Source organism: Nocardia fodinahabitans, assembly GCF_052983615.1.
The window spans coordinates 2,848,995-2,866,900 of record NZ_JBRJJC010000001.1 but is presented as its reverse complement, the minus strand read 5'-3'; the positions used below and the strand labels follow the sequence as shown (position 1 = coordinate 2,866,900).

Below are 17,906 nucleotides of genomic sequence, written 5' to 3'. Positions count from 1 at the left end.
ATGCCGAAGCAGACCGAAACCGCAGCTCAGCCCCGCCTGTCCGGCCGCAAGGCGCAAGCCGCGCGCAACGACGGACTCATCCTCGACGCCGCCCGCACCGTGTTCCTGGACGATCCGACCGCGCCGATCGCGGCCGTCGCCGAACGCGCCGGCGTCGGCATCAGCGCCCTCTACCGGCGCTATCCGAGCAAGGAGGTGCTGCTGCGCACGCTGTGCCACGAGGGACTGCGCCGGTTCAACGCCGAAGCCGATGCGGCGCTGGCGGATCCCGACGGGTGGCGCGGATTCGTCGGCTTCCTGGAACGGGTGGTCGAGGCCGACGTGCACTCGCTGACGGTGAAGCTCGCCGGCACCTTCACCCCCGACGAGGCGATGCTGCCCGACGTCATCCACTCGGGGGAGGCGGGCGCGGAGCTGGTGCGCCGGGCCCACGCGAGCGGACGCCTGCGGGCCGATTTCGATCCGCAGGACGTCGGGCTGCTGCTGGAGGCATGCGCCGCGGTGACCATGCCCGATCCGGTCCGAACCGCGCAGCTGCGGCAGCGGGTACTGGCACTGCTGCTGGACGGCATGACCGCCGAGGGCGACCTGCCCGGCCCGCCACCGGCCGAAGGTGAATACGCCTGGCGCTGGGAGCGCAGGCTGTGAGCAGCCCGTTCGGCCCGCATCGAGCCCGTGCCGGTGGCAGACTCGGCACCACCGCGTGACCGAACCGCACCTCGGGAGGCACCTCGTGAACTGGACCCTGGAAGTCGTGATCGTCCCGGTCTCCGATATCGACCGGGCCAAGGATTTCTACGCGAATCGGCTCGGCTTCGTCGTCGACCACGACACCGTGATCTCCGACGACGTACGCATCGTGCAACTCACCCCGCCGGGTTCGGGCTGCTCGATCGTCATCGGCAAGGGTGCCGTGCCCGAGATGCCGCCCGGCTCGCTGAAAGGACTCCAGCTGGTGGTGCCCGATATCGAGCGGGCGCACGCCGAATTGGTGGCGCGCGGCGTCGAGGTCACCGACGTGCAGTCCCTCGGCCAGAACCCCCGGCCGACACCGCATCCGCTCGACAATGTCGGCTTCGTCTTCTTCAGCGATCCCGACGGCAACGGCTGGGCGGTCCAGCAGATCTCGTCGCGGGCCGGCTGATCCGGCCCGGCGCGCTGCCGCGGATCCTGGTCGGCGTCGCCGCTACGCTTTCCCGAACGCCAGGGCGACGTTGTGGCCGCCGAAGCCGAACGAGTTGTTGAGCGCGTAGTCGATGCGCTGCTCACGTGCCGCGCCCGCGATGACATCGAGCTCGATCGCCGGGTCGGGATGGTCGAAATTCAGTGTGGGCGGGACGATCTGCTCGCGCAGACTCAAGATCGTGAGGACCGATTCCAACGCGCCCACCGCGCCGATCGAATGACCGAGCGCTGATTTCGGCGCGTACACCGAGGCGTCGGGGGTGACCGCGGTGATGGCCGCGGCTTCGGAGGCGTCGCCGACCGAGGTCGAGGTCGCGTGCGCGTTCACGTGGTCGATATCGGAATCCCGCAGTCCCGCGGTGTGAATCGCCTTGCGCATCGCCCTGGCCGCACCCGCCCCTGCCGGATCGGAGGCCACGATGTGGAAGGCGTCGGAGGTGATGCCCGCGCCGAGCACTCTGGCGTGGATCCGCGCACCGCGTGCCCGCGCGTGCTGTTCGGATTCGAGCACGAGCAGCGCGCCCGCTTCGCCGAAGACGAATCCGTCGCGGTCGCGGTCGAACGGCCGTGAGGCGCGCTCCGGCTCGTCGTTGCGGGTGCTCATGGCCCGCATCATCGCGAAGCCCGCGATGGGAACGGGGTCGATGTGACCCTCCACGCCGCCGGTGACCACCACGTCGGCCTCGCCGGTACTGATCAGCCGCCACGCGTGCGCGATCGCCTCCGACCCCGACGAGCAGGCCGAGACCGGCGCGAAAACGCCGCCCTGCGCGCCGATCTCGAGTCCGACGGTGGCCGCGGGTCCGTTGGGCATCACCATCGGCACGGCCAGCGGCGAGACCTTGCGGTAGCCGCCGGCCCGCATCGCGTCGACGGCGTCGAGCAGCGCGTCACCGCCACCGAGCCCGGTGCCGATGGCCACGGCGAGCCGTTCGGGATCGACCTCCGGCGCGCCCGCCGCCGCCCAGACCTGCCTGCCGAGGACCAGTGCCATCCGCTCGACGTAGGAGTGCCTGCGCTGTTCGATCCGGGTGAGTTCGGCGTCGGGTGCGGTGACCAGCGGTCCGCCGATCCGGACCGGCAGGTCGTGTTCGGCGAGGAATTCCGGTGCCAGCGCGCGGATTCCGCTGTCCCCGCGCAGCAGGCGCGACCAGGTCTCGTCCATGGTGTCGGCGAGAGCGGTGGTCGCCGCGTACGCGGTCACCACGACACCGGCCCGAGTTTCTGAAGCGATCGGTACAGTCACGCCGTCATGAATACCTGTAGCAGTCGCTACAGTCAACCCATGGCTCGTCCACTCGACCACCGCAAACGCGCCGAACTGCTGGCCGGTGTCGTGGCATACATCGCCGCGCACGGCTTGGCCGAGCTGTCGCTACGCCCGCTCGCCGCCGCCCTCGGTACCAGCTCGCGGATGCTCATCTACTACTTCGAGACCAAGGAGGAACTGCTGGTCCAGGCCCTGGCGACGCAGCGGCCCGACCTCGCGGCGGTGTTCGCCGATGTCACCGAGCCCGCGCAGCTGCGCGCCCGGCTGACCGGCTTCTTCGACCTGAACGCCGAGGGCGCCGAGGCCGACAGCGTGCGTGTGCTGTTGCAGGTACTCGGCGCGGCGTGTGCCCCCGATTCGCCGTACCAGGACTACGCGAACGCGGCGATCGCCACGTTCGTCACCGAGCTCGCGGCCGCGCTGCACCGCATCGAGATGGCCGCGGACGCCGAGGTGGTCGCGACCCTGCTCGTCTCCGGACTGCGCGGCATCCTGCAGGATCGGGTGATCACCGGCGACCGGGAACGCACCGGCCGGGCCGCGCGCGCCCTCATCGACGCCGTGCTTCCCGAGCGGGTGCGCGGAGAGCCGTCGTCACCGGGGGACGACTGCTCCGCGTAAGTGGTCGTACGCGATGTAGGTATGCAGACGCACCCCGGTGGCCAGCGTGTCATCGTCGGCGTAGAAGCGCGGGTTGTGGTTCATGTACATTCCCCGCCCGCCCTGCACCGGCTCCAGCCCGGCCACGCCGCCGAATTCGGTGTCCTGCACGCCGAGGGTGACGTAGAGGCCGCCGTACTTGTTGACGAACTCGGAGACGTCGTCGTATCCGAGAGTGGGAGTGGTGGATACGACCCGCTCGTCGCCGACGACCCTGCGCAGGGTCGGCAGTGCCGCGTCGACCCAGGGTTGCCGGTTGTGCACGGCGGGCACGTCTTGCAGGTACTCCACCGTGGCCGTGCAGTTGTACGCCTGGGCGGAGTGGGTGGCCAGCGTTTCGAGCCGCTGCCGCACCTGCGACATATCGGTTTCGACCGAACACCGGATAGTGCCCCACAGGGTGACCGTCCGGCCGATGATATTGAATCGTCCGACGTCCTCGATGTGACCGATGGTGACGGTGATCGGGTCGAAAGCGTTGAGCTGGCGGTAGAGCTGCCCGATCCCGGTGAGGACGGCGCCTGCCGCTGGCATCGGGTCGATGCCCATCCACGGAGTCGACCCGTGGACCTGTTCGCCGGTGATGACGATCTTGATCAGGCTCGAGGCGCCGAACTGGTTGCCGACGCGATAACCGATGTAGCCCTTGGGATACGGCGTGACATGGAAGCCGAATGCCATCGTGGGCGCTGGATCGTCCAGCGCGCCCTCGGCGAGCATTTCCCGCGCGCCGCCCTTCTCCTGGACCGGCGGACCTTCCTCCGCGGGCTGGAACACGAACAGCACGGTGCCGGGCAGTCGGTCGCGGGCCCCGGCCAGGACCGTGGCCGCGCCGAGCAGCATCGCCGTGTGGCAGTCGTGTCCACAGGCATGTGACACCGGGAACGGCCCGCCGGGATAGTCGTCGTCGACGACTGTCGACGCGAACGACACACCGCATTCGTCCGGCACCGGCAGGGCGTCGATGTCGGCGCGCAACGCGATGACCTTGTCACCGGGCAGGCCGCCGCTGAGCACACCGACGACACCGTGTCCGGCGATGCCGGTTCGAACCTCGTCCAGATTCAACGACCTGAGGTGGTCGGCGACGAGTGCGGCGGTGTCGACCTCACGGTTGGACAGTTCCGGGTTCTGGTGCAGGTGGTGCCGCCAGGCGACGACCTGGTCGGCCACGGCGGCCGCGCCCTTGTCGAACTGGTCGTAGATCGAGCTCTCGGACATCGGTTTCTCGCCTCCGTCGCCTCGCCCCCGGGAAACACGAGCGGGACAGATCTTACGGCGACGTGACGGCATTGCCGGGCAACTGGCCGGTTGCCCGGTGTCGGGTTGCGCTCCGGCCGGAACCGTCGGCGACTGGGTAGGTTGAGCAGCGGATCGAGCGCCACGGATCCGGAAACCGGTCAGTGATCAGGAATCGGCGGGTGAGGCGGATGGTGGACGAGACCACGAAGACCTACGGTTCGGTGCGCTGGGTGATGCTCGGGGTGCTGTGCGCCAGCCTGTTGCTGGTCGCGATGGACGCCACGATCCTCAATGTCGCGTTGCCGTCGCTCATCGACGACCTCCAGGTCGGGCCGATGGAGCAGCTGTGGATCATCGACATCTACGGCCTCGTGCTCGGCGGTCTGCTCATCACCACCGGCGCGCTCGGCGACCGGGTGGGCCGAAAGCTGTTGTTCATCAGCGGTTTCGTGCTCTTCGGCGTCGCCTCTGTGGTCGCGGCGACCGCCGGGAGCGCGGCCCAGCTGATCGGCGGGCGGGTACTGCTCGGCATCGGCGGCGCCATGGTGATGCCCTCGACGCTCTCGCTGATCCGCAACATCTTCACCGATGTGCGCGAACGCACCATGGCCATCGGGATCTGGGCCGCGGTCGCCGGTGTCGGCGCGACGGTCGGGCCGATCGTCGGCGGGTTCCTGGTGGAGCACTTCGGCTGGGCCTCGGCGTTCTGGCTCAATGTGCCGGTGGTGCTGGTGACCGTGGTGGTCGGGCTGTGGGTGCTGCCGGAATACCGTGCGCCGCAGGCGGGCAGCCTCGACTGGTTTGCCGCGGCGCTGTCCATGCTCGGCATCGTGTGCCTGGCCTGGGGCATCAAGCATCTCGCGAAAGGCGAAGCGGGACAGGTCGACTGGGTGATCCTGCTGGTCGGCATCGGTGCGATGGTCTGGTTCGTCCGCCGCCAGCTCACCGCCGAGGACCCGCTGCTGGACGTGCGCTTGTTCCGCAACGGCGCGTTCACCGCGGCCGCCGTCGCGACCCTGCTTGCCATGATGGCGATCGGCGCGGCGATGTTCCTGGTCTCGCTGTGGCTGCAGTACGTCCACGGCTACAGCCCGTCCCAGGCCGGCATCCGGATGCTGCCCGCCGCGCTCACCCTGCTCACCGCCTCGCTGCTGACGCCGATGCTGATGGACAAGTTCGGTGTCCGCACCGTGCTCGGCGTCGGCCTCGGCGCGGTGTCGCTGGGCTTCCTGCTGCTCGCGGTGAGCCCGGAGCCGACGACGTATCCGGTGGTGGCGCTGGTCCTCGTGTCGTTCGGGCTCGGTGACGGCATGGCGGTGACCGCGGCCGCCGCGGTTCTCGTCGGCGCGGTGCCCGCCGATCGGGCGGGTCAGGCGGGCGCGGTCGAGGAGACCAACTACGAGGTCGGCGTCGGTTTCGGCGTCGCGCTGCTCGGCAGCCTGCACGCCAGGATCTTCAGCCGGCACATGGTGGACCTGCCGGTCCCGGCCGACAAGGTGGAGCAGGCGAGCGGCTCGGTCGGCGGGGCGTACGAGGTGGCCACCGAGCTGCCCGAACCGGCGCACACGCAGGTGGTCGATGCCGCGAGTCATGCCTTCGACACCGCGCTGACCACGACGTCGTATATCTCGGCGGTGGTGATGGCGCTGGTCGCGGTCGGCACGGTGTGGCTGGTCCCGCGCGGTTTCCGGGTCACCGGCGGGCACTGACCCTTGACGCAACCAATTGGTTGCCATACTCTGAATTGCAACCAACTGGTTGCTACTGACTGAGGAGAACACCATGGGATTCCCTGATCAGATCGTGCGGACCGTCGAGCTCGCCCACCCGCCCGCCAAAGTGTGGGCGGCGATCACCACCGCCGAGGGGCTCGCGAGCTGGTTCGGCAATACCGCGGAGATCGACCTGCGCCCGGGCGGCGACATGCGGATGACCTGGAAGGAAGGCTTCACCGCCGACATGCGGGTGGAACGGGTCGAGGAGCCGACGGTGTTCGGCTACACCTGGCCGATCAACGGCCTGCCCGACGAGGACCCGCGCCGCACCTACGTCGAGTTCACCCTCGAACCGCACGGCGACGGCACCCGGCTCACGGTCGTCGAAACCGGCTTCGCGCAGCTGCCGGAGGACGCGCACAAGGCGGCGTTCGAGGGCAATGTCGGCGGCTGGAAGAGCGAGCTGGGTGAGCTCGTCGAGTACCTCGATGCGGCCTGAGCTCGAGGCCACCGCCGAACGGGTCTTCGTCGCACTGGCCGATCCGAGCAGGCGGTCGATTCTGGCCTCGCTCGCCGCGCACGGCCCGGCCACCGCGACCGACCTCGCCGATCGCCTGCCCATCACCCGTCAGGCGATCGCCAAACACCTCGCCCTGCTGACCGATGCGGGCCTGGTGACCCCGGAGCCGGGTGAGCGCCGACGCGTGCGCTACCGCCTCGACTCCGCGCCGATGCAAGTGGCACAACAATTCCTGGCCGCCCTCTCGCGTGATTGGGACGGCCCTATGGACGCGCTCCGCCGACACCTGGACGGCTGAGCCGGAAGGAAAAGCAATGAGCACCAACGATTTCACCGCAACCATCACCGTCGACAAGACCCCCACCGAGGTGTTCGCCGCCGTCAACAATGTCTGGGGCTGGTGGTCGGAGACCATCGAGGGCGCCACCGGCACGGTCGGCGACAGCTACCTCTTCGAGGTGCCCGGCATCCACCGCTGCACCATGACGACCACCGAGTCGGTGCCCGGTCGCCGACTGGTCTGGCATGTCACCGACTCGCACCTGTCCTTCATCGAGGACACGACCGAGTGGGAGAACACCGACGTCGTCTTCGACATCACCGAAACGGCGGACGGCACCGAAGTCCGTTTCACCCATGCGGGTCTGGTGCCCACGGGCGAATGCTACGAGGTGTGCTCCAACGCCTGGGGCGCCTACATCACCACGAGCCTGCGCGGTCTGCTCACCACCGGCCAGGGCGATCCGTACCGCCGCACCAGCACCGCGGAATCGGAGTTGCGCAAGCACGGCAACGACGACCTGGTGAACCTGGACGCCCTGCGCTGATCAGCCGCGCGGCGCGATGAGCAGTGTCTGCGTGCTGCGCCCGATCGGCCCGGTCTCGTCGAACAACGCCGATTCGGCGAGGCCGATGCCGTGCGGCTGCGGATGGGTCACCGCGTCCAGGCACACCCATTCGCCGACCGGCTGCCGGTGCAGGGTGACGGTGAGGTCGGTATTGATGAACAGGTACTTCGACCAGTCGAGTACGGCGCTCACGCCGTTGCCCGAGTCGGCCGCCGCGAGCGTGCGCTCCAACGGGCTCGGGGTGGTGCCCGCGACGATCGGGTACTTCAACCGGATCCAGCAGACCGCCGGTCCCGGTGCCGCGAAAGAGCCTGTGATGAAACGATATTCGATGCCCGTGTGGAAACCGATCTCCTGATCGGACGGAAACGCCTGCGGCTCCACCGCCGTTGGCTCCGGCCGGGAGCCGGTCGGCAGGAATTCCTGGGGCAGGTCCAGCGGCGGGTCGGCCACCTTGAGCCGCCACGCGGTGGCCTGCAGCACCGGCCCGCGATCCGACGACAGGGTCGCCTCGATCAGCTCGACGCTGCGCCCCGACCGCACCACCTTCGTCCGCGCGGTCAGCGGCGCGAGTGGCACCGGCCCGAGGATCTCGACCGCGACCCGCCCGACCTGGAAGCCGGGCCGCGGTTCGCACCGCTCGATGACATGCCCGAGCAGCGCCGAAGGCGGCCCGGCGTGCTGGGCGTCCGGTGACCAGGGTCCCCTGGTCAGCTCGGTCGACAGGTAGCGGTTCGGATCCGCCGGGTCGGGGAGGTAGAAGGCATCGGCCACCGCACCGACGTTACCCCGGACAACGATCCGGGCTCCGCCGTGCTCCGGTGTCCGGGATCTGGGCTCAGGCCTGGGCGCTACCCGTGGAAAGGGCGGTGATCAGGTCGAACAGCGGGCGCAGGACACACGGGCTGGTGTCCGAAGTACAGCCGATGGACGAGGATCCGGAGTCGGCGACCGGGGATGCCGCCTGGGCGGTACCGAGCGGGGCGGCGAGAGACAGGGCGGCGGCCACGACGGCGCCGGCGACACAACGTTTCGTGCGAGCTGACATGCAAGAACCCTACTGACCGAGCCCAGCAAGGAAAGCCCCCGAAATCCTGGGCCCGCAGGATGCCAGGGGCAACTCTTGGCCGGGACCGGCGCGGCAGAGCCGGGCCGGTCCCGGGACCTGAGGGTCGTCAGACGACGGGCAGGTAGACCTGATTGCCGTGGTCGGCGAACTCGACCGACTTCTCGGCCATGCCCGCCTCGATGGCGGCGACATCGGTGAGGCCCTGCTTCTCGGCGTACTCGCGCACGTCGGCGGAGATGCGCATGGAGCAGAACTTCGGACCGCACATGGAGCAGAAGTGCGCGGTCTTGGCGGGCTCGGCAGGCAGCGTCTCGTCGTGGTACTCCCGGGCGGTGTCCGGGTCGAGCGAGAGCGCGAACTGGTCGTGCCAGCGGAATTCGAAACGGGCCTTGGACAATTCGTTGTCCCGGTCCTGGGCGTGTGGGTGGCCCTTGGCGAGATCGGCGGCGTGGGCGGCGATCTTGTAGGTGATCACGCCGACCTTGACGTCGTCGCGGTTGGGCAGGCCGAGGTGCTCCTTGGGGGTGACGTAGCAGAGCATCGCGGTGCCGGCCTGGGCGATGATCGCGGCGCCGATCGCGGAGGTGATGTGGTCGTAGGCGGGCGCGATATCGGTGGCCAGCGGGCCGAGGGTGTAGAACGGCGCCTCCTCGCACAGTTCTTCCTCGAGCCGCACGTTCTCGACGATCTTGTGCATCGGCACGTGGCCGGGGCCCTCGATCATCACCTGCACGCCATAGGATTTCGCGATCTTGGTGAGCTCGCCGAGGGTGCGCAGCTCGGCGAACTGGGCCTCGTCGTTGGCGTCGGCGATGGAGCCGGGACGCAGGCCGTCGCCGAGGGAGAAGGTGACGTCGTAGCGCGCCAGGATCTCGCACAGTTCACGGAAGTGCGTGTACAGGAACGATTCCTGGTGATGGGCCAGACACCACGCGGCCATGATGGATCCACCGCGCGAGACGATGCCGGTGACGCGCTTGGCGGTCAGCGGGATGTAGCGCAGCAGCACGCCCGCGTGCACGGTCATGTAGTCCACGCCCTGCTCGCACTGCTCGATCACGGTGTCGCGGTACATCTCCCAGGTGAGCTTGGTGGGATCGCCGTTCACCTTCTCCAGCGCCTGGTAGATCGGCACGGTGCCGATCGGGACGGGGGAGTTGCGCAGGATCCACTCGCGGGTCTCGTGGATGTTCTTGCCGGTCGACAGATCCATGATCGTGTCGGCGCCCCAGCGCGAGGCCCACACCATCTTCTCGACCTCTTCGGCGATCGAGGACGACACCGCCGAGTTGCCGATATTGGCGTTGATCTTCACCAGGAACTTCTTGCCGATGATGGTCGGCTCCAGCTCCGGGTGCTTGTGATTGGCCGGGATCACCGCGCGACCGGCGGCGACCTCGTCGCGCACCAGCTCCGGGGCGACGCCCTCGCGGGCGGCGATGAAGCGCATCTCCGGGGTGATGATGCCCTGGCGGGCCCAGGCGAGCTGGGTCGGCGGGCCGTCGACGGTGGGCCGGTCCCACTCGTCGCGCAGCTTCGGCAGTCCGGCCTCGAGGTCGATCACCGCGTTGTCGTCGGTGTACGGGCCGGAGGTGTCGAAGACGTCGAAGTGCTCACCGTTGGTGAGGTTGATCCGGCGCACCGGAATGCGCAGGCCGTCGACCTCTTTGTAGTGCTTGACGCTGCCCTGGATCGGCCCGGTGGTGACGGTGTCGACCGCCCCGGTCGAAGACGTGGCTGTGCCCATGATGTTCCTCCCTACGCCGGCATTACCCGGTCAGGTTCATACGGTCGACGGCCCTGATCGCCCGGAAATGGGCTAGCCGTCCTCTCAGCCCGCTGGTGCGAGCCCCCGTTGGCGTGTGAAATTTTCCGGGGCCGACGATACCCGCCGTGGTTCGCGACCCGCCCGGGAAGTCCGCGGGCCGGGTCGCGAACGGCTCAGACCGTGGCTGGTGCGGGTTCGGGCCGGTCGACCTCGCCGGTCGCGGGTTCCTCCGCCTCGTGCAGCCCGAACCTGTTGTGCAGCACCACCAGTGGCTTGGGCGCCCACCAGTTCCAGGTGCCCATCATCCGCATCAGGGCGGGCGCGAGCAGGCCGCGGATGACGGTGGCGTCGCTGATCACGGCCAGCGCGCAGCCGAGACCGAACAGCTTCATCATCGACACACCAGAGGTCGCCACGCCGAGGAACACGATGCTCATGAGCAGCGCCGCGGCGGTGAAGATGCGGCCGGTGCGGGCCACACCCATGGCGACGGCCTCGGTATTGCCCTCGGTCGTCTTGGGCCCGGCCAGCCACTCCTCCCGGATCCGGGAGAGCAGGAACACCTCGTAGTCCATCGAGGCGCCGAAGGCCAGGCTGAACATGAGGATCGGCATGGCCAGGTTGAGCGTGCCGGTGGCGGTGAAGCCGAGCAGCCCCGACAGGTGTCCCTCCTGGAAGATCCACACCATCGCGCCGAACGTCGCCGCCAGCGACAGGATGTTCAGCGCCAGCGCCTTCACCGGGAGCACCACGCTGCCGGTGAACAGGAACAGCAGCACCAGAGTGGTGATCGCGATCAGCGCGCCGGCCAGCGGCAGCTTGCCGGTGATCGCGGTGACGGAGTCCTGGTTCAGCGCGGCGGGCCCGGTGATCAGGGCATTCGACGGTGCCGGGACGGCCCGCAGCGCGTCGAGCTGGGTCCGGCCCGCATCGGAGTAGGGGTCGAGAGTGGTCGCGACCGAGAGATACGTGCCCGCCGCCGGGTCCGACATCTCCGGTACGCCCGCGGCCACTCGCCATCCATTGCGGTAGACGGCGGCGCTGCTGAGCACGGCGGGCACGTCCGGCACCTTGGACAGGGCGAGGGCGTAACCGTCCAGCTCGGCGGGGGTGCCACGGAACTCCGGCAGCACGATGGTCGCGCTCGAGGCCATATCGGCGTCGAACTCGGTGCGCAGCACATCGCCGACCTCGCGACTGGCCACCCCGGTGGGCAGCGAGCGGTCGTCGGGGTAGCCGAACTGGACGCCGAGGAACGGCGACCCGAGCAGCAGCAGGAACGCGGTGGTCGCGAGCGCGATCGGCAGTGGCCGTTTCATCACCGCGGTGACCAGGCGGTACCAGAACGTGTGCTGGGGCTGCTTGTCCGCGCGCGGCGCCCGCCGGAACATTCTGCGCAGCGGTGCGCGCAGGTCGACGGCGTCGATCCGGGTGCCGACCAGGATGAGCAGCGCGGGCAGCACGATCACCGCGGCGGCGGTGGCCGCGGCGACCACCGCGATACCGGCGTAGGCGAACGACTTGAAGAAGTACTGCGGGAACACCAGCAGCGCCGACAGCGACAGCGCGACGACCAGCGCCGAGTAGACCACCGTGCGGCCCGCGGTCTGGATCGACCGGAGCACCGCGGCGGCCGGTGTCGCGCCCGCCGTCAGCTCCTCGCGGTACCGGCTGACGATGAACAGGCTGTAGTCGATCGCCAGCGCCAGCCCGAGCGCGGTGGTCATGTTCAGCGCGAAGATCGACACGTCGGTGACCGCGGTCAGCACCCGCAGGATGCCCAGCGCCGCCGCGATGGCGAACAGGCCGATCGCGATGGGCAGCGCCGCGGCGACGACACTGCCGAACACCAGCGCCAGCAGCAGGCCTGTCACCGGGATGGCGATGGCCTCGGCGATCACCAGATCCTCGCTGATCTGGGTGTTGATATCGGAGAACGACGCGGCCAGACCGCCTGCCTCGATCGTCACCGGCCCGCCCTCGACCTGTACTTCCTCGCTGAGCTTGCCCGCGCGGATCGGCAGCTCGGCGTCGTCGCCCTCGATGCTGGCCAGGATCAGCGCCCGCTTGCCGTCCTTGCTGCGCAGGGCTTGCTTCAGGTCGGGGCGCGAGGTCCAGTACGACTGCACACCGCTGACGATGCCGGGATCTTTCCGCAGCTGGGCGATCGCGGTATCGGCGGCGGCGCGCGCGGCCGCCGAATCCGCGCCGTCCTCGGCGGTGACCAGCAGGACGTAGTTCGGCTCGGAGCCGGGGAAGTGCTCGCTCAGGTACTGGCTCGCCTGCACCGAGTCGAGATCTTCGGTGACGAATCCGCCCGATTTCATGTGCGAATGCACGGTGGCGCCGATCGCGCCGCTCAGAATCATCAACAGCAACGCGACCGCGACCACCAGTCGGGGCCTACCCACGGCGGCGCGGGCGATTCTCGTCAACATCGTCGGGGGGCTCTCTCTCGGGAACGTCGACCGTCACCGTAGCCCGCTAGGAATTCTGGTCGATACCACCCCAAGGTGGAAGTTGTACCACTATCATCTCCGCCCCTGGGTGGTTGCCGCCGGTGCTACCGCTACCGATCTACTGCGTAGCCGATCCGCTGGTCGGGCGGGCGGCCAGGATTCGTCCACTGACCTGGCCGAGGCCGATGCGGCGGCCCGCGGTGCCGGGGGCGGTGGCGGTGATCGTCACCTCGTCACCGTCGGTCAGGAAGGTACGGGATTCGCCGCGCACGGTGACGGGTTGCGTTCCGCCCCAGGACAGTTCGATGAACGAACCGCGCTGGTCGGTGTCGGGGCCGGAGATCGTGCCGGAGGCGTAGAGGTCGCCGGGCCGGACCGAGGCACCGTTGGCGGTGAGGTGGGCGAGCATCTGCGCGGGCGACCAGTACATCCGCGAATAGGGCGGGCGCGCGACCACTTCGCCGTTCCAGCTGACGGTCAGGTCGATATCGAGGCCGTAGTCGTCGGTGCCGCGCAGGTAGGGGAGCGGTTCCGGCGACTGCGCGGCCAGGGGGATCCGGGCGTCGGCCAGCGCGGCGAGCGGCGTGATCCACGCCGAGAGCGACGTGCTGAACGACTTGCCGAGGAACGGCCCGAGCGGCTGGTACTCCCAGGCCTGGATATCGCGGGCCGACCAGTCGTTGACCAGGGCCACGCCGAAGACGTGCTCGGCGAATTCGTCGACGCTCACCGGGACACCGAGCGGCGACCCGGTGCCGACCACGAAACCCAGCTCGGCCTCGATATCCAGCCGCCGCGACGGCCCGAAATCCGGTGTGGTCGAATCGGTCCGGCGCTGACCCTGCGGGCGGATGATCGGGGTTCCCGACACGACGACAGTCCCGGCCCGGCCGTGGTAGCCCACCGGCAGATGCCGCCAGTTCGGCAGCAGCGGTTCACTGTCCGGCCGGAACAGCCTGCCGAGGTTGGTGGCGTGGTCGATGCTCGCGTAGAAGTCGACGTAGTCGCCGATCCGCACCGGCAGCGCCAGCTCCACACCATTGACCGGGTGCACCGCCTCGATCGGCAGCTCGGTGTCCGCCAGCTCCCGCAGCCGGTCACGGACTGTTCGCCAGTGGTCGGGCCCGGAGGCCAGGAAGGCGTTCAGCGACGGCTGGGCGAAGACCGGGTCACCGAGCAGCGCGACGAGATCGAGCACGGTATCGCCCAGCCGGGCACCGACCCGGAAGCCGCCACCGGGCGGCGCGAAGACGCCGTAGGGCAGGTTCTCCGGTCCGAACAGCGAGTCCGGCCCCACCTCGACCCGCAGCAGGCGCCCGCTCATCGCAGCCCCGGTCCGCGGCCCGACCAGGTCCAGGCGTAGGCCGGATCCTCGCAGGCCAGCGCCCCTTCGCCGAGCTGCAACGGCCGGAAGGTATCGACCATCACCGCCAGTTCGTCGAAGAACTCGGCGCCGATACTGCGTTCGTAGGCACCGGGCTGCGGGCCGTGCGCGTAGCCGCCGGGATGCACCGAGACCGAACCCTGGGTGATCCCGGAACCCTTGCGCGCCTCGTAGTTTCCGCCGCAATAGAACATGATCTCGTCGGAGTCGACATTGGAGTGGTAGTACGGCACCGGAATCGACAGTGGGTGATAGTCCACCTTGCGCGGCACGAAATTGCAGACCACGAAGTTGATTCCCTCGAACACCTGGTGCACCGGCGGCGGTTGATGCACCCGGCCGGTGATCGGTTCGAAGTCGGAGATGTTGAAGGTGTACGGGTACAGGCAGCCGTCCCAGCCGACAACGTCGAACGGGTGCGTCGCGTAGATCATCCTGGTGCCGACCACCTCCGCGCCCGGCCGATGCTTGACCAGCACCTCCACCTCCTCGCCCGTGGCGAGCAGCGGTTCGGTGGGGCCGTGCAGGTCGCGCTCGCAGTACGGCGAATTCTCCAGTAGCTGACCGAATTTCGACAGATACCGCTTGGGCGGGGTGAGGTGGCTGGACGCTTCGATCACATACGCGCGCACTGGTTCCTCGCCCGTGGGCAGCCAGCGATGGGTGGTCGCGCGCGGCATGATCAGCTGATCGCCCTGCCGGACCGAGATCGCGCCGAACACGCTCTCCACCACGGCCGCACCGGATTCCACGTACACCAGCTCGTCGCCGATGGCATTGCGGTACAGCGGGGACGCGCCCTTGGCGACTACGTACGAGATGCGCACATCGGCATTGGCCAGCAGCAGCCTGCGGCCGGTCACCGGGTCGGTCCTGGCCGGGGTGTCGCCGGGGAACAGGTCCGGCAGGCGTAGATGCCGATGGCGCAATGGGTGATTCGGGGTCAGCGACTGGTCGGGGAGTTTCCAGACGGCCGCGTCGACGATCGCGGGCGGTAGGCCGCGGTGATAGAGCAGCGAGGAGTCACCGGAGAAGCCCTCCTCGCCCATCAGCTCCTCGTAGTAGAGGTTGCCCCGCTCGTCCCGATGCTGCGTATGCCGCTTCGGGGGAACATCGCCCAGCTGCCGATAGAACGCCACCAGTGCTCGCCCGCCTCTCCGAGACTCTTGGCCAGACCTAGCAGCGGTGCCAGTCGCGACGCGGCCGCCGGTAGGCAGCACTCATTTTAGCCCGTTCCCGGCGAGTTACCCATGTTCTCGCTCGTGTCGCGGTGTCAGTCGCTCCCGAACTCCGCGATGACCGGGGCGTGGTCGCTGGCGCCCTTGCCCTTGCGCTCCTCCCGGTCGACCGAGGCCTCCTTCACCTGGTCGGCGAGGGCGGCGGAGGCCAGGATGAAGTCGATGCGCATGCCCTCCTTGCGGGGGAAACGCAGCTGGGTGTAGTCCCAGTAGGTGTAGACGCCGGGGCCGGGGGCGAACGGGCGCATGACATCGCGGAAGCCGCTGTCGAGCATGGACTGGAAGGCGGCGCGCTCGGGTGCGGAGGTGTGGGTCTTGCCCTCGAAGAGCTCCGGGGCCCAGACATCATCGTCGGTGGGGGCGATGTTCCAGTCGCCGACCAGCGCGATCTTCGCCGCCGGGTCCTCGGCCAGCCAGTCGGTGGCCCGCTCGCGCAGGGTCGACAGCCAGTTCAGTTTGTACTGGTAGTGCGGGTCGGCGAGGGCGCGGCCGTTGGGCACGTACAGGCTCCACACCCGGACCCCGCCGCAGGTCGCGCCGATCGCCCTGGCCTCCACCACCGGCGACTCGAGCAGCGAGTCACCGGCGTTCTTGTCGAAACCGGGCTGGCCGGAGAACGCGGTCTCGACGTCGGTGAGCCCGACCCTGGACACGATCGCGACACCGTTCCACTGGTTCAGCCCGACATGGGCGACCTCGTAGCCCGCCTGGTCGAACTGCTCGTAGGGGAACTGGTCGTCGCGGCACTTGGTCTCCTGGATCGCCAGCACATCGATGTCGTGGCGGTCCAGGAAGGCCGTCACCCGATCGACGCGGGAGCGGATCGAGTTGACGTTCCAGGTGGCGAGGCGCACGGGTCGCGGTCCTTTCCTACGGCGCACTCGGCGGCGCGGCGTAGCGGTAGCTGTGGTGTTCCAGGAAACCGAGCTCGCGGTAGAGCGCGAGCCCGGCAGCGTTGCCTACCTCCACCTGCACGTAGGCGTGGGTGGCGCCGTGCTCGGCGCCCCAGCGGATCAGCTCGGCGCACAGCAGCGAGGCCAGGCCGTTGCGGCGGTGCGCGGTCGCCACCGCGACGCAGGTCAGACCGACCCAGCGCCTGCCGTCGGGCGCGGTGGTCACCGCGCCGCGGCCGATCGCCAGCGCCTCCGGCAGGCCGAGCGAGGCGAAGCCGAGGGTGCCGTCGATGACCGAGGTGAGTACCGCGCGGTCCGGTTCCCGGACGGCGGGGTCGAGCGGGATCTCGCCGCGGTAGCGGTGTGTCGTCAGCCAGCCCTCGTCCGGCGCGTCGGTGATCTTGACCATCGACGGGCCTTGCGGCAGCACGAAATTCGCGATGTCGAGCCCGAGGACGACGGTCTCGCTCCAGGTGTTCCAGCCCGGCGGCACCGGGGCCAGCCGATCGGGCAGCTGCAACAGCAGCGGCAGTCCCTGCGTGGTGTACCAGTCCGCGATCTTGTGCATCGTGTCGATCGACAGCACCGCAGGCACGCCGGACTCACCCAGCGGCACAGCGGAATTCGCGCGCCCGGTGTAGCCGTTGCCCGCCCGCGCGAGCCAGCCGTCGATCCACAGATGACCGCTGCCCGGCCAGGCGGCGGCCGCGGCGGTCTCCAGCGAGCGAATCTCCTTGGTGCGAATCGGCCTCGGCCCCAAGGCTTTCAGCGCCACGACCCGATCGGGCGCCACCGAGACCAGCTCGCCCTCGGCGGTCCGCACCGACGGCGGACTCAGCGACACCAGCTCGCCGATCACATCGGTGAGCGGCTGCGGATATCCCTCGGGCAGCTGGTACCGCATGACGACGCGGCGACCGAGCGGGATCACAGTTCTCGGCCGCCTCGATCTGGACTGACCAGAGGGCGCGACGAAGGAGTGCCCGGCGGGAGGGAAGATCGAGGGCACAGGCCGAGAACTCGCGGCGCCAGCCGCTGTGTTTCAGTCGTCATGGCCGAACGGGTCGGGCACGGTGCCCGGGATCCAGCTCAGACCCGGTGTGCCCCAGCCGTTGCGCTTGATCGCCTTCTTCGCCGCGCGGGCGTTGCGGCCGATCAGTACGTCGACGTAGAGGAAGCCGTCGAGGTGGCCCACCTCGTGCTGGAGCATCCTGGCGAAGAAGCCGGTGCCCTCGATGTCGACCGGCTCGCCCTTCTCGTCGGTGCCGGTGACCCGGGCCCAGTCGGCGCGGCCGGTGGGGAACTGCTCGCCCGGCACGGACAGGCAGCCCTCCTCGTCGTCGTCGGGATCGGGCATGGTCTCCGGGATCTCGGAGGTCTCCAGCACCGGGTTGACCACCACGCCCTTGCGGCGGATCGGCTGGCCCGCGGCGTCGAAGTCGGGGCAGTCGTAGACGAACAGCCGCTTGCCGACCCCGACCTGGTTGGCCGCCAGGCCGACACCCTTGGACTCCTCCAGGGTGTCGTACATGTCCGCGATCAGGTCGGCCAGCTCGGCCGGCGTCTCCGTCACCGGTGCGGTGGGGTTGTGGAGGACGGGGTCACCGACGATCACGATCGGGAGAATTGCCATGAGCGCCATTATCGCGGGTCGG

At 69.1% G+C, this 17,906-nt stretch carries 18 protein-coding genes; 7 read left to right on the top strand and 11 right to left on the bottom strand.

Annotated features, from left to right (window positions below):
* The gene (locus tag NV348_RS13400; RefSeq protein WP_447147231.1) at positions 1-648 is read left to right on the top strand and encodes a TetR/AcrR family transcriptional regulator; all 648 of its coding nucleotides are present in this window, start codon (positions 1-3) and stop codon (positions 646-648) included.
* Between the two features lie 85 nt (positions 649-733).
* Positions 734-1,144, top strand: a complete 411-nt coding sequence (locus NV348_RS13395) for a VOC family protein (RefSeq protein ID WP_447147230.1) — start codon at positions 734-736, stop codon at positions 1,142-1,144.
* 42 nt (positions 1,145-1,186) lie between these two features.
* On the opposite strand, the gene NV348_RS13390 is transcribed toward NV348_RS13395, so the two are convergent.
* A complete protein-coding gene (locus NV348_RS13390) occupies positions 1,187-2,431 on the bottom strand; it encodes a KasA/KasB family beta-ketoacyl-ACP synthase (RefSeq protein ID WP_447147229.1) in 1,245 nt (414 codons plus the stop codon).
* A 39-nt stretch (positions 2,432-2,470) separates the two neighbouring features.
* On the opposite strand from NV348_RS13390, the gene NV348_RS13385 reads away from it, so the two are divergent.
* Complete coding sequence (locus tag NV348_RS13385) at positions 2,471-3,076, top strand: TetR/AcrR family transcriptional regulator (protein ID WP_447147228.1); 606 nt, start codon at positions 2,471-2,473, stop codon at positions 3,074-3,076.
* On the opposite strand, the gene NV348_RS13380 is transcribed toward NV348_RS13385, so the two are convergent.
* Entirely contained in the window at positions 3,050-4,336 is a 1,287-nt protein-coding gene (locus NV348_RS13380) for a M20 metallopeptidase family protein (RefSeq protein WP_447147227.1), read from the bottom strand. The two genes, NV348_RS13385 and NV348_RS13380, sit on opposite strands and share 27 nt — an antisense overlap.
* A gap of 209 nt (positions 4,337-4,545) precedes the next feature.
* Here NV348_RS13380 and NV348_RS13375 point away from each other — a divergent pair, with 209 nt between their 5' ends.
* From NV348_RS13375 to NV348_RS13360, 4 genes are all read left to right on the top strand, one after another.
* Positions 4,546-6,066, top strand: a complete 1,521-nt coding sequence (locus NV348_RS13375) for an MFS transporter (protein WP_447151023.1) — start codon at positions 4,546-4,548, stop codon at positions 6,064-6,066.
* A 73-nt stretch (positions 6,067-6,139) separates the two neighbouring features.
* Positions 6,140-6,571: an SRPBCC domain-containing protein gene (locus tag NV348_RS13370; RefSeq protein WP_447147226.1), complete on the top strand. Its 432-nt coding sequence runs from the start codon at positions 6,140-6,142 to the stop codon at positions 6,569-6,571.
* Positions 6,561-6,890, top strand: coding sequence for an ArsR/SmtB family transcription factor (locus NV348_RS13365; protein ID WP_447147225.1), 330 nt, complete (start codon positions 6,561-6,563; stop codon positions 6,888-6,890). The genes NV348_RS13370 and NV348_RS13365 overlap by 11 nt, the downstream gene beginning before the upstream one ends.
* A 16-nt stretch (positions 6,891-6,906) precedes the next feature.
* Positions 6,907-7,419, top strand: a complete 513-nt coding sequence (locus NV348_RS13360; RefSeq protein WP_447147224.1) for an SRPBCC family protein — start codon at positions 6,907-6,909, stop codon at positions 7,417-7,419.
* On the opposite strand, the gene NV348_RS13355 is transcribed toward NV348_RS13360, so the two are convergent.
* The 9 genes from NV348_RS13355 to NV348_RS13315 all read right to left on the bottom strand — a co-directional run bounded on the left by NV348_RS13355 (position 7,420) and on the right by NV348_RS13315 (position 17,884).
* Positions 7,420-8,214, bottom strand: a complete 795-nt coding sequence (locus tag NV348_RS13355) for a thioesterase family protein (RefSeq protein WP_447147223.1) — start codon at positions 8,212-8,214, stop codon at positions 7,420-7,422.
* Positions 8,215-8,278: 64 nt separating this feature from the next.
* Positions 8,279-8,488, bottom strand: a complete 210-nt coding sequence (locus NV348_RS13350) for a hypothetical protein (protein ID WP_447147222.1) — start codon at positions 8,486-8,488, stop codon at positions 8,279-8,281.
* Positions 8,489-8,615: 127 nt separating this feature from the next.
* On the bottom strand, positions 8,616-10,256 hold the full coding sequence (thiC, locus tag NV348_RS13345; protein WP_447147221.1) for a phosphomethylpyrimidine synthase ThiC: 1,641 nt from the start codon (positions 10,254-10,256) through the stop codon (positions 8,616-8,618).
* Between the two features lie 194 nt (positions 10,257-10,450).
* Positions 10,451-12,715, bottom strand: coding sequence for an MMPL family transporter (locus NV348_RS13340; protein ID WP_447147220.1), 2,265 nt, complete (start codon positions 12,713-12,715; stop codon positions 10,451-10,453).
* A 139-nt stretch (positions 12,716-12,854) separates the two neighbouring features.
* Positions 12,855-14,060, bottom strand: a complete 1,206-nt coding sequence (gene fahA, locus NV348_RS13335; RefSeq protein WP_447147219.1) for a fumarylacetoacetase — start codon at positions 14,058-14,060, stop codon at positions 12,855-12,857.
* On the bottom strand, positions 14,057-15,259 hold the full coding sequence (locus NV348_RS13330) for a homogentisate 1,2-dioxygenase (RefSeq protein ID WP_447147218.1): 1,203 nt from the start codon (positions 15,257-15,259) through the stop codon (positions 14,057-14,059). Before NV348_RS13330 ends, fahA begins: the two co-directional genes overlap by 4 nt.
* A gap of 134 nt (positions 15,260-15,393) precedes the next feature.
* Positions 15,394-16,212: an exodeoxyribonuclease III gene (locus NV348_RS13325; RefSeq protein WP_447147217.1), complete on the bottom strand. Its 819-nt coding sequence runs from the start codon at positions 16,210-16,212 to the stop codon at positions 15,394-15,396.
* A gap of 16 nt (positions 16,213-16,228) precedes the next feature.
* The gene (locus NV348_RS13320; RefSeq protein WP_447151022.1) at positions 16,229-17,155 is read right to left on the bottom strand and encodes an N-acetylglutamate synthase, CG3035 family; all 927 of its coding nucleotides are present in this window, start codon (positions 17,153-17,155) and stop codon (positions 16,229-16,231) included.
* A 138-nt stretch (positions 17,156-17,293) separates the two neighbouring features.
* Complete coding sequence (locus NV348_RS13315) at positions 17,294-17,884, bottom strand: peptide deformylase (protein ID WP_447147216.1); 591 nt, start codon at positions 17,882-17,884, stop codon at positions 17,294-17,296.
* Positions 17,885-17,906: the final 22 nt, after the last annotated feature.

Coding starts and splice junctions, on each gene's coding strand:
- NV348_RS13380 (WP_447147227.1), bottom strand. CDS start 4,336: ATGTCCGAGAGCTCGATCTACGACCAGTTCGACAAGGGCGCGGCCGCC.
- NV348_RS13375 (WP_447151023.1), top strand. CDS start 4,546: ATGGTGGACGAGACCACGAAGACCTACGGTTCGGTGCGCTGGGTGATG.
- NV348_RS13320 (WP_447151022.1), bottom strand. CDS start 17,155: ATGCGGTACCAGCTGCCCGAGGGATATCCGCAGCCGCTCACCGATGTG.
- NV348_RS13350 (WP_447147222.1), bottom strand. CDS start 8,488: ATGTCAGCTCGCACGAAACGTTGTGTCGCCGGCGCCGTCGTGGCCGCC.
- NV348_RS13315 (WP_447147216.1), bottom strand. CDS start 17,884: ATGGCAATTCTCCCGATCGTGATCGTCGGTGACCCCGTCCTCCACAAC.
- NV348_RS13360 (WP_447147224.1), top strand. CDS start 6,907: ATGAGCACCAACGATTTCACCGCAACCATCACCGTCGACAAGACCCCC.
- NV348_RS13370 (WP_447147226.1), top strand. CDS start 6,140: ATGGGATTCCCTGATCAGATCGTGCGGACCGTCGAGCTCGCCCACCCG.
- thiC (WP_447147221.1), bottom strand. CDS start 10,256: ATGGGCACAGCCACGTCTTCGACCGGGGCGGTCGACACCGTCACCACC.
- NV348_RS13340 (WP_447147220.1), bottom strand. CDS start 12,715: ATGTTGACGAGAATCGCCCGCGCCGCCGTGGGTAGGCCCCGACTGGTG.
- NV348_RS13385 (WP_447147228.1), top strand. CDS start 2,471: ATGGCTCGTCCACTCGACCACCGCAAACGCGCCGAACTGCTGGCCGGT.
- NV348_RS13400 (WP_447147231.1), top strand. CDS start 1: ATGCCGAAGCAGACCGAAACCGCAGCTCAGCCCCGCCTGTCCGGCCGC.
- NV348_RS13365 (WP_447147225.1), top strand. CDS start 6,561: ATGCGGCCTGAGCTCGAGGCCACCGCCGAACGGGTCTTCGTCGCACTG.
- fahA (WP_447147219.1), bottom strand. CDS start 14,060: ATGAGCGGGCGCCTGCTGCGGGTCGAGGTGGGGCCGGACTCGCTGTTC.